General features: G+C 65.7%; 13 protein-coding genes. 10 read left to right on the plus strand and 3 right to left on the minus strand.

What is annotated here, in order from left to right; translation table 11 throughout:
* Nucleotides 1-7 precede the first annotated feature (7 nt).
* From fliF to CFB24_RS13875, 6 genes are read left to right on the plus strand one after another with little or no spacing between them, the layout of a single operon-like run.
* Entirely contained in the window at nucleotides 8-1,645 is a 1,638-nt protein-coding gene (gene fliF / locus CFB24_RS13850; RefSeq protein WP_088521211.1) for a flagellar basal-body MS-ring/collar protein FliF, read from the plus strand.
* Nucleotides 1,642-2,403, plus strand: a complete 762-nt coding sequence (locus tag CFB24_RS13855; protein WP_088521212.1) for a hypothetical protein — start codon at nucleotides 1,642-1,644, stop codon at nucleotides 2,401-2,403. The genes fliF and CFB24_RS13855 overlap by 4 nt, the downstream gene beginning before the upstream one ends.
* Nucleotides 2,400-3,581, plus strand: a complete 1,182-nt coding sequence (locus tag CFB24_RS13860; protein ID WP_088521213.1) for a MotB family protein — start codon at nucleotides 2,400-2,402, stop codon at nucleotides 3,579-3,581. Before CFB24_RS13855 ends, CFB24_RS13860 begins: the two co-directional genes overlap by 4 nt.
* Nucleotides 3,578-5,275 (plus strand): hypothetical protein, encoded by a 1,698-nt coding sequence (locus tag CFB24_RS13865; RefSeq protein ID WP_088521214.1) that lies wholly within the window; start codon nucleotides 3,578-3,580, stop codon nucleotides 5,273-5,275. Before CFB24_RS13860 ends, CFB24_RS13865 begins: the two co-directional genes overlap by 4 nt.
* The gene (gene fliK, locus CFB24_RS13870) at nucleotides 5,272-7,047 is read left to right on the plus strand and encodes a flagellar hook-length control protein FliK (protein ID WP_088521215.1); all 1,776 of its coding nucleotides are present in this window, start codon (nucleotides 5,272-5,274) and stop codon (nucleotides 7,045-7,047) included. Before CFB24_RS13865 ends, fliK begins: the two co-directional genes overlap by 4 nt.
* 49 nt (nucleotides 7,048-7,096) lie before the next feature.
* A complete protein-coding gene (locus CFB24_RS13875) occupies nucleotides 7,097-7,576 on the plus strand; it encodes a transglycosylase SLT domain-containing protein (RefSeq protein WP_244593196.1) in 480 nt (159 codons plus the stop codon).
* Nucleotides 7,577-7,594: 18 nt separating this feature from the next.
* On the opposite strand, the gene CFB24_RS13880 is transcribed toward CFB24_RS13875, so the two are convergent.
* Nucleotides 7,595-8,110 (minus strand): hypothetical protein, encoded by a 516-nt coding sequence (locus CFB24_RS13880; RefSeq protein WP_141098445.1) that lies wholly within the window; start codon nucleotides 8,108-8,110, stop codon nucleotides 7,595-7,597.
* 115 nt (nucleotides 8,111-8,225) lie between these two features.
* Between CFB24_RS13880 and CFB24_RS13885 the strand changes: the two genes are divergently transcribed.
* A complete protein-coding gene (locus tag CFB24_RS13885) occupies nucleotides 8,226-8,897 on the plus strand; it encodes a response regulator transcription factor (RefSeq protein ID WP_088521217.1) in 672 nt (223 codons plus the stop codon).
* Nucleotides 8,898-9,003: 106 nt separating this feature from the next.
* On the opposite strand, the gene CFB24_RS13890 is transcribed toward CFB24_RS13885, so the two are convergent.
* Both CFB24_RS13890 and CFB24_RS13895 read right to left on the minus strand, forming a co-directional pair.
* On the minus strand, nucleotides 9,004-9,450 hold the full coding sequence (locus CFB24_RS13890) for a hypothetical protein (protein ID WP_088521218.1): 447 nt from the start codon (nucleotides 9,448-9,450) through the stop codon (nucleotides 9,004-9,006).
* A 13-nt stretch (nucleotides 9,451-9,463) separates the two neighbouring features.
* Nucleotides 9,464-9,790 carry a hypothetical protein gene (locus tag CFB24_RS13895; RefSeq protein WP_088521219.1) on the minus strand — a complete coding sequence of 109 codons (327 nt, stop codon included), beginning with the start codon at nucleotides 9,788-9,790 and terminating at the stop codon, nucleotides 9,464-9,466.
* A gap of 164 nt (nucleotides 9,791-9,954) precedes the next feature.
* Between CFB24_RS13895 and CFB24_RS13900 the strand changes: the two genes are divergently transcribed.
* The 3 genes from CFB24_RS13900 to CFB24_RS13910 all read left to right on the plus strand — a co-directional run bounded on the left by CFB24_RS13900 (nucleotide 9,955) and on the right by CFB24_RS13910 (nucleotide 11,517).
* Nucleotides 9,955-10,398 (plus strand): hypothetical protein, encoded by a 444-nt coding sequence (locus CFB24_RS13900; RefSeq protein ID WP_088521220.1) that lies wholly within the window; start codon nucleotides 9,955-9,957, stop codon nucleotides 10,396-10,398.
* 82 nt (nucleotides 10,399-10,480) lie between these two features.
* On the plus strand, nucleotides 10,481-10,762 hold the full coding sequence (locus CFB24_RS13905) for a hypothetical protein (RefSeq protein ID WP_141098446.1): 282 nt from the start codon (nucleotides 10,481-10,483) through the stop codon (nucleotides 10,760-10,762).
* On the plus strand, nucleotides 10,759-11,517 hold the full coding sequence (locus CFB24_RS13910; protein ID WP_088521222.1) for a DUF1217 domain-containing protein: 759 nt from the start codon (nucleotides 10,759-10,761) through the stop codon (nucleotides 11,515-11,517). Before CFB24_RS13905 ends, CFB24_RS13910 begins: the two co-directional genes overlap by 4 nt.
* Nucleotides 11,518-11,851 lie beyond the last annotated feature (334 nt).

Consider the following 11,851-nt stretch of genomic DNA (forward strand, 5'->3'; position numbering starts at 1 on the left):
TTAGGGTATGAGCGCCCGAGAACAATTTGACCGTCTTTTATCGAACTTGCTCGCGCTCGGGCCGCGCCGTCTGTCGCTGTTGGCGGCGATTGGCGTGATCGTGTTCGGGCTCGTCGGCGCGGCCGGCTATTATCTCAGCCGTCCCACCAACGACATTCTTTACGCCGGCCTCGACAAGCAGGATGTGTCGCGCATTGGCGGCGCCCTGAAAGAGGCCGGCGTCGCCTTCGACGTTTCCGCCGACGGCGCCACGGTCTATGTCGCCTATGGCGACACAGCCCGAGCCCGCATGCTGCTCGCGGAGCAGGGCCTGCCCCGCTCCGCCGGCACGGGCTACGAACTGTTCGACAAGCTTGGCTCCCTCGGCCTGACCTCCTTCATGCAGGAGGTGACGCGCTTACGCGCGATGGAAGGCGAGCTGGCGCGCACGATCCAAACCATGCGCGGCGTCAAGGCCGCGCGCGTGCATCTCGTCATGCCCGACGAGGGCTCGTTCCGCCGCGCCAAGCAGCCGCCCTCGGCTTCGGTCGTCCTGCGCACCGAAGGCCAAGACAATGCGCTGATTTCCCAAGCGGTGCGCCACCTCGTCGCCTCCGCCGTCCCCGCCATGACCGTGGACCAGGTGACGGTGCTCAATGTCGACGGCACGCTGCTGGCTTCGGGCTCCGACGGAGCCGACGCCGGGCCGACCAAAATGCTGACCCTGGAAAAGAGCGTTTCCACCGAAATTCAGAACAACATCCGCCGCACGCTCGCGCCCTATCTCTCGCTGCGCAATTTCCAGATCAGCGTCGCCGCGCGTCTCAACACCGATCGCAAGGAGACGACGCAGACCACCTACGACCCGGATTCGCGGGTTGAGCGCTCCGTGCGCACCATCAAGGAAACGCAGAACTCGCAGAACTCGTCGACGCAGTCGCCGACGTCGGTCGGCCGCAACGTGCCGCAGCCGCAGGCCTCCTCGGGCGATGGCAAGCAGGCCAACGAGGAAAGCAACAAGAAGGAGGAGCTGACCAATTTCGAGCTGTCCTCCAAGATCACCAACACCGTGTCGAACGGCTACGCCATCGAGAGCCTGTCCGTCGCCGTGCTGATCAACCGGCAGGGAATCGCCTCGACGCTCGGCGACAAGGCGACGCCGGAGGCGGTCGACAAGGCGGTGGCCGAAATCGAGCAGCTGGTCGCCTCCGCCGCGGGCTTGCGCAAGGAACGCGGCGACTTGGTGAAGGTTTCGGCGGTGGATTTCGTCGACAGCGGCCGGGAGCTTGAGCCGGCGCCGCCGCTGCCGATCGTCGACGTGCTGATGCGGCAGTTCGGCAGCATCATCAGCGCGCTGGCTCTGCTGGGCGTCGCGGCCCTGGTGGTCTTCGTCGGGCTGCGTCCGGCCACGCGCGCGCTGCTCGAAATGCGCGAAACCGTCGGGGAGGGCGCGCTGGCGCTCGCCGGCGCCGCCGCCGGCGGGACGGACGGCCGGATCGAGCCGAATCTGATCGGCGACAGCGCGGAAGACCAGGCGCTGCTGGAAGATCTCAACGCCAAGCGCAACCGCAGCCCGCAGAAGCGGCTGGAGCAGATGGTCGAACTGGATGAGGTCCAGGCGGCGGCGATCCTCAAGCAATGGATCCGTCACGGAGAGCGCGCATGAAACCGGTTCCGTTCGCCGAGTATTTGGCGCGCCAGCAGGCCGCGGCGACGCCCGAGCCGCCCGAACCGCCCGCGCCATCATGGCCGCCGCCGCGCAAGCGGAGCGCCGATGAAAAGCCGGCGCGCCAGTCGCCGCTGCTGCGCCGCCCCGAGGCGCCGGAGGTCCGTCGCGACGTGCGTCAGGACGGTCGGCAGGAGCCCCGTTTCGCCGAGCCGCGGCCGGCGCCGTCGCCGGCGCACAAGCTCGAACAAACCCTGTTGAAAGCGTTTGAGGAGGGGCGGGAGGCGGCGCGTCACGAACTGGTCGAGGAGCGCGCCCGCCTCCGCGAGCAAATCGAGGCGCAGGCCGCCCAAGAGCGCGCGAAATGGGCGATGACCGAGGGAGAGCGGCTGTTCGAGGCGCATCGCGCCGCTTTCGCCGATTTCGAACAACGCTGCGCGCAGAGCGTCGCCAATATTTTGCGGCCTTTTCTCACCCAGTCGGTGATTACGCGCGTGACCGACGAACTGGTGCGGAATCTCGAAGTTCTGTTCGCCTCGCGCACCCATGCCTTATTTGAGATCAGCGGTCCTTCCGATCTGCTCGACGCGCTCAAGGCGAAGTTCGAGGGACGGTCGGCGTCGATCGCCTATGCGCTGAGCGACAGCATCGACGTGCGCGTGCGCGTCGAGGATACGATCATAGAAACACAACTGGCGGCCTGGATGCAGGCGCTGGGAGCGCTGCCGTCCGACGCGGAGCAAGGGAGCGGTTCGTGAGCGAAGAGGCCGAACAACAGGAAATCATCATCGTCCGCCGCCATGGCGGACACGAGGAGGGCCATCACGGCGGCGCATGGAAGATCGCCTACGCCGACTTCGTGACGGCGATGATGGCCTTCTTTCTGGTGCTGTGGATTCTCAATTCGACCAACAAGGATAGCCAAACCATCATCGCCCGCTATTTCAATCCGGTGAAGATGGAGGATTTCGCCAAGAACAAGCGCGGAATCCGTGACGAAAAGCCCGACGACAAGCCTCCGACCAATGAGGGCGAGCCCGACAAGGCGCCGCCCGAGGGGCAGAAGGAGGGCAAGATGGAGCAAAAGGGCAAGGACCCCAGCAAGGACATCACCGCCAAGGCGCTGATGAACGAAGAGACGCTGTTCCAGAATCCCTATGCCGCCCTGGATCAGATCGCCGGCAAGGCCCCGGTCGAGAAGAAAAACAACAAGACGGGTTCGGCGGCGGAGTCGGGATCGGCCGACGCCTATCGCGATCCCTTCCGGGCCGCCGAGGGCGCGGCCGAAGACGCCGAGGCGGAAGACGACGAAGCGCAGCCGCCGGCGCCCGCGGCCGCTTCCGCGCAGGCGCAGGCGGAAACGGCCGCCGACGCCGCCAAGCCAGGCCAGAAAGGCAAGGCGGCGGCCGACCCGGCCGCGCAGGCGGCTTTGGCCGCTCAGACGGCGCAAGCCGCGCAGGAGGCGGCGGCCAAGGCCGAGGCGGACGCGCTGCAGAACCAGATCGCCGCCGCCGCCAAGACCGAGGTCGGCGACAACCAGCCGAAATTCACCGTGAAGGCGACGTCGGAAGGCCTGCTGATCAGCCTCACAGACAATGACAAGTTCGGCATGTTCGAGACGGGATCGTCGCAGCCCAATCCGAAAATGGTGCATCTGATGGAGCGGATCGGCCGGATGCTGAACGCGCGCAAAGGCGACATCGTGCTGCGCGGGTTCACCGACTCGCGGCCGTTCAAGACCGGGACGTCCGACAATTGGCGGCTGTCGGCGTCACGCGCGCAAATGGCGCAGTTCATGTTGATGCGCGGCGGCCTCGACGCGGTGCGGCTCGAACGGATCGAAGGCTACGCCGATCGCAAGCCGATCAATCCCGCCCAGCCTGAATCAGCGGAAAACCGCCGCATCGAGATCCTGTTGCGCAAGGCGCAGTCATGAAAATTCCGAAGCTGAAGGTCTCGCTGCCCAAACTCAAGCTGCCCAAACTCAAGCTCCCGAAAATCGGCATGCCTAAGATTGGTTTGCCGAAGATCGCCGCGCCCAAGCTATCGCTTCCCAAGCTGTCCGGGTTCAAATTCCTCAAGCGCAAGGGCAAGGCGGATCTTGAGGCGGCCGAGGCCGAGGCGCCCGCGGAAAAGATCGCGGAGGCGCTGGAGGAGGACGGCGCGGAAAAGCCGCAGGCCAAAGGCCGTTTTCCAAAGCTCAAGGGCAAGGCCCGCGTGCTGGTTCCACTTGCGGGCGCGCTGATCGTGGCCGCGCTGGGCGGCGGCGGTTATTTCGGCTGGCGCATGTTGCAGGGCCAGCCCGCCGCCCAGGGCGAGAGCGCGGCGTCCGCGCCGCAGGAGGCCGAGGCGAAGGCGGGCGGCGAAGGCAAGGACGCGGCGCCTCAGGCGGCGCAAGCGCATGGCGAAGGCGGCAAGCCGGAAGGCCATGCGGCTGGCGCCGCCGCGCCCGAGAGCAAGTCGGAAGGCGCCCCAGAGGGCGGCGGCGGCAAGCAAAAGGTCGTCGTGACGCCGCTGCCGCCGCCTTCGCCGCCGAGCGAGATCGTGACAATGGTGCGGCGTCTGCAGGATTTGCAGGAGAAGACCGCCGTTGGCGACGCCGCGGCCTTCGTGGAAATGCCCAAGCACCTGCGCAAGTTGGGGCGCGCGATTTTCGAGGCGCCGCCGGAAACCTGGCAGAGGCCCGACGACGCCCGCGCGCTGATCTGCTATCTGCTGCGCGGCGGCAGTTCGGAAGCCGGGCGCAAGGCGCTGTCGGCGGCCAAATTTTCTCCCGCCGAAGCGCCCTTCGTCAAGGCGGTGATCGCCTACCTTGAAAATCTCGAAGTCCCCGAACGCGATTACCTGCTCACGCTGGACCCTTTCGCGCTCGATCCGACGCTGGGTCCGTCGGTGGCCTTCGTCCAGTCGATTCTGCTGACGCCGCGCGACCGGGCGGCCGCCGTCGCCAAGCTCGATGTCGCGCGGCTGCTCGCGCCCGGCGGATTGGTGGAGGAGGCGTCGTTGCGCCGAGAAGTCGTCCTGCTGGCGGAGGATCGCCAATATGAGCGCTTCGCGTCGCTGGGGCGGCAATATTGGGCGCGGTTCCGCGCTTCGCCCTATGCGGAAAACTTCCTGCGCCAGTTCATGCTCGGCGTGGCGCGCGTCGCCCGGTCGATCAAGCTGGAGGAATGGAGCCAGCTCCAGGATTTCGTCGAAAGCCTCACGCCAGAAACCAAGCGCAACATTTATCTCACCGTGGCGCAGACGGCTTCCGTGGTTGGGAACGTCGATCTGGCGGCCATGGCGGCGAGCCGCGCGCGCGATCTGAGCGTGGACGGCTCGGAGGAGCGTCAACGCGCCAGCGTGTATGGCGCGCTGGCGGCGGTGGGGTCGGCCGATCCGGCGCGCAGCGCGCATTTGCTGGATGACGTCGATCGCGGCCGCCTGACACCGGCCGACCAGCCCCTGTACGACGCGGCGGCCTATGTGGCCGGGCGGATATTCCGGGCTCCGGCCAAAGGGTTCAAGGAACAGCCCGCCGGGGACGCCAACGCGACCGACGCGGATCTGGCGCGGGCGGAAAAATTGCTGAAGGACGGCGATGCTGTGATCGCGAGCGCGCGAAAAACCATGGCGAGGGAAAGATGACGATGGGACTGACCGCGGCGGGACTCACACAGGGACCAGAGGGCGCGCTTACGCCGTCGCGCAGGCCGTCGCGGGACAATTCCAGCGCCTTCGAGGCCTTTGACGCCGCTATGGCGCAAAGCGAGGACGCGCCGGGGGAGGGCGATTCGCGTTCGGACGCGGCGGCGTCGCGCGATTCGGACGCAACGGCGTCCGACGCGGCGACCGCCAAGCTTGCGGACACGGCGTCGAATCCGTTGCTGACGCGGGCCGGCGACCGCCTCGCCAGCCGCATGGCGGCGTCCTGGCTCGGCGTTTCGGGTCAGGAGTCTTCACGGCAAAATGCTTCGAGCCAATTGACGTCGAGTCCAATCACGTCGCGCCAAGATTCTTCGACGCCCGCTTCGACGCCCGTTTGGACGCTCGGCGGGACGGCGGACTCGTCCAACGGCGCCTCAAGCGACGCGAGCGTCGCCGCGGCCGCCAGCCAGGGCGCTTCGCCGCGCGATCCCCTCGCCGCCCTGCTCGCCAGCCCGGCCGGCCAGAGCGTCGATGAAGCCGCGCCGCAGCCGGCGCCGACCACGGCGGCCAGCCCGGCTTCGGTCCCGACAGACCCGCGCGTCCGCGATGCGGCGCCGACGGCGCCGGCCGATGCGTCGATCGGCCAATCCCTCGACGCGTCGCGGCCGCAATCGCGCCCCGTGTCGACCGACGCGTCGTCGGCGCGCCGGACGACCCAATCGGATGACGGGGACGCCGCCGCCCCGGCGACAGCGGCGATGGCCAATGCAATGGGCCTGCCGGATCAACTCCTGCTGGCGGCGCAGGGCGCGGCGATGACGCAGACGGCCGCGCCGCCCGTTTCCGCCGCCCCGACGCGGAGCGCGGACGCCGGCGACCCCGCGGCGTTGTCCGCGACGGCGGAAGCGGTGGCGCGCATCGGCGCGGCGCTGACGGCCCCGGCGCAACCCCGGGCGAACCAGCCCGCCGTCGTCGAGCGGGAGCCGCAGACCGTTTCCGTTCACGTGGTTTCGCAGCAGAGCTGGCTGCCCCCGGTCGATCCCAACCTGAGCGGCGGTTCGCAACCGCAGCCGCAATCGTTCGGGGAGAGCGGGGCGCAGTCGCAGAAGTCCTCAGATGGGGCTGTGAAGGGCGAGGCGACCGACCTCGAGGCGCCGGCGCCCGCCTGGTCGCAACCGGCCTCCTTGTCCAGCTTCACCGCGCTGACGTCCGGCTTCGGCGCCTCCGCCGCCGCCTCGGCGACGTCGACGGGAATCCATGGAGCCGAGGCGACCGGCGCCGCCGCGTCGGCGCGGCAGGACCTGCCAGCGGCGCCGGCGCCCACGCTGCGCCGCGACCTCGAAATCACCATGACCCCGCAGGACCTTGGCGGCCTTCAGGTCAAGCTGAAAAGCGCCGGCGACCGGCTTGAGCTCGCCTTCGTGGCGGATCGCGGCGAAACGGCGCGCATGATCTCCGACAAGACCGCGGCGCTTGAGACGCAGCTCACCGGCGCCGGCCTGGGTCTGGGCGGCGTGGCGATCAGCGCGAGCGCCGCCGGCGACATGTCGGGCGCCCAGACCGGGGGGCAGGGCGGTCAGGGATCGCACACGCCGTCGCAGGCCTTCGGCTCGGCCCAGGGCCAGAATGGCGGCCAGAGCGGCGGCGATTCCGAATCAACGCGCCAGGGGCGGAATTCCGCGGGGCGCGAACGGCAGCACGAGAGGAATGAACGCGGCGATGTTTCACGCGATGCGCGCGGCCCTTCTGGCGATCGCGGCCTGTACCTTTAGCGCGGACGTCAGCCAGGCTGAGCCGAAAATCGGTCCGTGCGAGCGGGAAATGGCGCGCGCCGCGCAAGTGGAAGACATTCCGCTGGCCGTGCTCTATTCCGTCGGCCTGACGGAAACGGGCGCGCGCGGCCAGTTGCAGCCCTATGCGATGAACGTCGACGGCGTCGCCGTGGCCTCCGCCAGCCTGCCGGAGGCGATGACGAAATTCACGGAGGCGAAGGCGCGCGGCGCGAAATTCATCGACATCGGCTGCATGCAGATCAACCACCGCTTCCACGGCAAGAATTTCGCCTCGCTCGCGGCCATGTTCGACGAGCGGCTCAACGTCGCCTATGCCGCGCGGTTTCTCAAGGATTTGCGGGCGCGGGAATCCAGCTGGACCCTGGCGGTGGCGCGCTACAACGCCGGCCCCGACAACAATTACGCCCAGAAGAAATATGTCTGCGCCGTGATCGCCAATATGGTGCGCAGCGGCTTCGGCGGCTGGACCGACAACGCCCGGCGGTTCTGCGGGGCGAGCGGCGGGTGATTCCGCCGCTTCGGCGGCTCAGGACGTCAGGCTGCGCGCCGCCTCGTCGATCGCCGCATTGACCCGGGCCATCAGCCGCTCCGCATCGGCCCGAATCTCGGCGGCGACCCGATCGGGGTGGGCGGCCAGCGCCAGCGTCCGGCGCAGCCGATGCAGTTCCGCGGCGCTGCGCGCGGCGGCGATACGCGCGGCGATCTCCTCGAAGGTGGGAATGCCCGCCTGCGCCAGGCGCAACGCCGTCTGCTGTTCGGCATAACGGCCCTCGATCTCCGTCTGACGGCAGTTGGCCGGGCCGACGTCGAGCCATAGCCGCTCCACGCCCGCGACGCGATGGAAGAAAGCTTCCTTCCGGCTCGGCGCAAGCGCGTCGAGGATCGTGGCGAAGTCGTCCTCAGGATACGAAAAAGCCGAACGGGCAAGCATGAGATGCAACCGAAGGTTACCTAGGGCGCCTCCTGGCGCCGAAGAGAGCCTGAAAAGAATGCACGCTAAAATATCAATGAAATCATAAGGAAGGGTGTCTAGCTTGTCCAATATTGGCACGGTGCTGGCATTCTTAATCGTTCGTTAACCATATTGCCACAACTTAAGCGTGTGCTTCGCAAGGGGCGCTTGAAATTGCGATGGGTTTTGGGAACGGGGGGATGAAATGTTCGTCATTGTGGATGAACGCGAGATCGTGAAGACGGGCTACGCGACCAGTTTCGACCGCGAAGGCGTCGCCTCTACAGGCTTGCGCCCCGATGAGTTCGCGGAATGGGTCTCAGGCGCCGGCAAGCCGGACCTGCAGGCGGTCGAGGCTTTCTTGATCGGCGACTGCTCCAATCGCGAATCCTTTCCGCGCCTGATCCGCGAGCGGTGCGTCGCTCCGGTGATCGCGCTCAACGACTCGCCCTCGCTGGAGCAGACGCTGGAGCTGTTCGCCGCCGGCATGGACGATGTCGTGCGCAAGCCGGTCCATGTCCGCGAAATCATGGCGCGTGTCGGGGCGATCCGTCGGCGCAAGGAGGCGCAGCCCGAATATAAAGTGGTCGGCCAGATGCGCGTCTATTTCGATGGACGCGATCCGGAGGTCGCGGGCTCCTCGCTGCCGCTGCCGCGCCGCGAACGCCGCATTCTCGAATATTTGGTGCAGAACCAGTCCAAGCGCGTCACCAAGACCCAGATTTTCAACGCCATCTATGGTCTGTTCGACGACGAGGTCGAGGAAGACGTGGTCGAAAGCCACATCAGCAAGCTGCGCAAGAAGCTGCGTCATCGCCTGGGCTACGATCCCATCGATTCAAAGCGCTACCTCGGCTATTGCTTGACCTTGAATTGACTTGAAACATCATTTGTCTGGACAGGCCGCGTCCCCCGCGCGGCCTTTTTGTTGCGCGCTTTTTGAGTCGCCGCGGCGACGTCGGCCGGGGTAGGGGCGGTCCCGGCTAATCCTTGATGGCGTAGTATTTCCCACGCAGTTCGATGATCTGCCGCCGCGTCGCCGGCACGGGGCCGCTGAATCGCAAGCGTGCGCCCAGGGTCGTGTCGCGCCGCCAGATCACGCGAAAGGCGTAGATGTTCTCGCTCTCGTCGTCGAACAGGTGGAACAGGTCCGGCACTTCGCAGTCGCGTGCGAGGCGCAGGCGCAAGCCGCCCGCGGAACGGTCAAGAATGGAGACTTCGACCAGAAAGCGATTGGCGCGGTCCAGAATCTTGCCGGAGCGCAAGCGCGTCCGGCGCCGGGGCGCGTAGCGCCGTTCGCTGGGGAAAGACGCCGGCCCTCCCGACAGCACGGCATAGGTGACCTCGCCCCGCGGTTTGCGGCGGAACAGATCGAAGATGGAGGGGCGGCGGAGCTGGACTCGCTCGGCGATCAATTCGCGCAAGGGCATGGACGCGCTCGAATCAGGCCGCCGGCGGCATGCGGCGGAGATCGTCAAGCGCGCTGCGCATCATGTCCTTCTGCAAATCGTTCGGCCTGTCGCCGACATTGTCCCGGGACAGGTCGTCCCAGGTTTTCAGCTTGGCGACAACGTCCGCGAAGCTGAGGGACGGCTTTTCGGCGATCGACCGTTTCAAGGCGCCGATGATGTCGTAAGTCGACTGGCGCTGTGCGTCGGGCAATGGGCCTGCGGCCGCGAACTGCATCTCGAGCAGACGCAGGCGCAAGATCGCCGGGCTCTCGGCGACGGCGGAAATGTCGTCCGGCGCGGCAAGACACGAGGCGATCATGAAGCAGTCCTTGCGGTTGGCGCGACGGGATCATCCCGTCGTCATGACGCTATTCAATGTCTAAATCCTTTTGCGAAGCTTTCGCTCGCAAATCCCCGGAAACGAAAGCTTCGCGCCAGTTTTGACGTAGAAAGTCGCGGCATCATTAGGTGAGGATTGATTCGATGCCACACGAGATTCTCGAATCCATGCGCGCACTGCGCGAAGAAATGCGCCAACGTTTGCTCCAGGTGCCGGAATATCGCGCGCTCGTGTCGCTGGATCGCTCCATTGACGAACTTTGCGACATTTTGCAGGGCAAAATGGCGCAGGATCGCATGACCCAAGATCATCGCATGGTTCAGGATCATCGCATGAGCCAAGATCGCATGGTTCCGGAACGGGTGGAATATCAGCCCGCCCCGCCGCCCGCGCCCATGCCGATGCCGGTTCTGACGACGGCGCCCGTTTCCGCCCCGGCTCCCCAGCCGGCGGATGTCGCTCCGCCGCGCTCCGGCGCCATCGCCAGCGCCTTCGCCGAAACGCTGGCGGCCAAGATCGACCAGCGCAATCTCGCGCGCGCCTCGGCGGTCTATTCGCCGCCGACCCACCGCTCGCTTGGCGGGTAATGCGCGCAATTTCGCGTGCAAGTTGAAACGAAATTAACCCGGGTGGCGGATGCTGCGTCCGAAGAAAACGGACGGACCTGGGATGGAAGAGATCATCAAGCGGCTGGAAAAGCTTCACCGCGCGTTGCGCACGGCCCCCGCGCAGGTCGAGCGTGACGTTCAGGCGGCTATATCGGTGGCGATCTGTTTGCGCGATCTTCACGCCATCGCCGCGCAGGCGCGCGCGGGCGGGAACGAGCGCCCAAGCCTGCGGCTGATCGATTGTGGCCTTGCCGACCAATCGCGCGCCTCGCCGCCAGTTTCGCGCAAGCTGTCGAGACGATCATCGGCTGCGCATGATCATGTCGCGGAGACGCCGTCGTGAGCACATTTTCAGATTACATTCAGGTTACGCAAAACCTCGCCCGCTATCAGAAGATGACGGCGTCGGATCCGACGATTGCGCAAGCGACTAAATATTACCAGGCCAATATTGGCTCGATCAAAAGCGCCGATCAGCTTGTGAACAACACGCGCCTGTTCAATTATGTCATGAGCGCCTATGGCCTCAGCGACATGACCTACGCGAAGGCGATGATCAAGAAGGCGCTGGAGGAGGGAACCAGCAGTTCCTCGGCGCTGGCCTACAAGCTGAACAATTCCAAGATTACGGCCCTCGTCAACACGTTCAACTTTTCAAGCTACGGCGAATCCACAACGCAGCAAACTGCAGTGACGCAAGGCGTGGTGGACAAATATGTGATGCAGACCCTGGAAAACAAACAGGGCGAGAGCAATCCCGGCGTCCAGCTCGCGCTTTATTTCCGCGATCACGCCGCCGGCATCTCCGACGCCTATTCCATTCTGGCCGACGCCAACTTGCTGAAGGTGGTGCAGACCGCCTATGGCATTTCGTCGTACTCGTCCGTTCAGAATATCGACACGCAGGCGGCGACCTTTGACAAGCTGCTCACTTATTCCGATTTCAAGGATCCCAAGAAACTCGACAATTTCCTGCAGCGCTTCACCGCCCAATATGACTTCGCCAACGGGCAGTCGGCCACTGGAAGCGCATCCGGGGGGCTGACAAGCCCCAGCTTCCTGTTGAGCTTGCAGGGCCTGAAGCTCGGCGGCTTTTGATCGAACTCGCTTCCCCCGCTACAGCCGCTTCTGCGGCTGTTTTTTTTGTCATGGGACCCGGCTCCGCCCGAAGGAGAGCTGGATGCAGTCCGTAATCATTTGATATCATTGATATTGTTCCGCGGCTGGCAAAAAAATGAACTTTTTGCGAAAAGCCCGCTTGACGTTTTCGGTGGTCTCGCCTTATAAGCCGGACATCGACGGCGTCGCTGCCGGTCACTGGCGGCGAACGCTGACGCGTCTTCTCTAGACCTTCGTGGTTTGGCCGGCTAGGTCGCCGGGTGGGGACGTTTTCGGGTTTAGGGTAGGTTGACGCTTTCGGGTGTTTAGCCTA

This window comes from Rhodoblastus acidophilus (assembly GCF_900187365.1).
Taxonomy (GTDB): domain Bacteria; phylum Pseudomonadota; class Alphaproteobacteria; order Rhizobiales; family Beijerinckiaceae; genus Rhodoblastus; species Rhodoblastus acidophilus.

Coding starts and splice junctions, on each gene's coding strand:
- CFB24_RS13855 (WP_088521212.1), top strand. CDS start 1,642: ATGAAACCGGTTCCGTTCGCCGAGTATTTGGCGCGCCAGCAGGCCGCG.
- CFB24_RS13865 (WP_088521214.1), top strand. CDS start 3,578: ATGAAAATTCCGAAGCTGAAGGTCTCGCTGCCCAAACTCAAGCTGCCC.
- CFB24_RS13885 (WP_088521217.1), top strand. CDS start 8,226: ATGTTCGTCATTGTGGATGAACGCGAGATCGTGAAGACGGGCTACGCG.
- CFB24_RS13890 (WP_088521218.1), bottom strand. CDS start 9,450: ATGCCCTTGCGCGAATTGATCGCCGAGCGAGTCCAGCTCCGCCGCCCC.
- CFB24_RS13895 (WP_088521219.1), bottom strand. CDS start 9,790: ATGATCGCCTCGTGTCTTGCCGCGCCGGACGACATTTCCGCCGTCGCC.
- fliK (WP_088521215.1), top strand. CDS start 5,272: ATGACGATGGGACTGACCGCGGCGGGACTCACACAGGGACCAGAGGGC.
- fliF (WP_088521211.1), top strand. CDS start 8: ATGAGCGCCCGAGAACAATTTGACCGTCTTTTATCGAACTTGCTCGCG.
- CFB24_RS13905 (WP_141098446.1), top strand. CDS start 10,481: ATGGAAGAGATCATCAAGCGGCTGGAAAAGCTTCACCGCGCGTTGCGC.
- CFB24_RS13900 (WP_088521220.1), top strand. CDS start 9,955: ATGCCACACGAGATTCTCGAATCCATGCGCGCACTGCGCGAAGAAATG.
- CFB24_RS13875 (WP_244593196.1), top strand. CDS start 7,097: ATGGCGCGCGCCGCGCAAGTGGAAGACATTCCGCTGGCCGTGCTCTAT.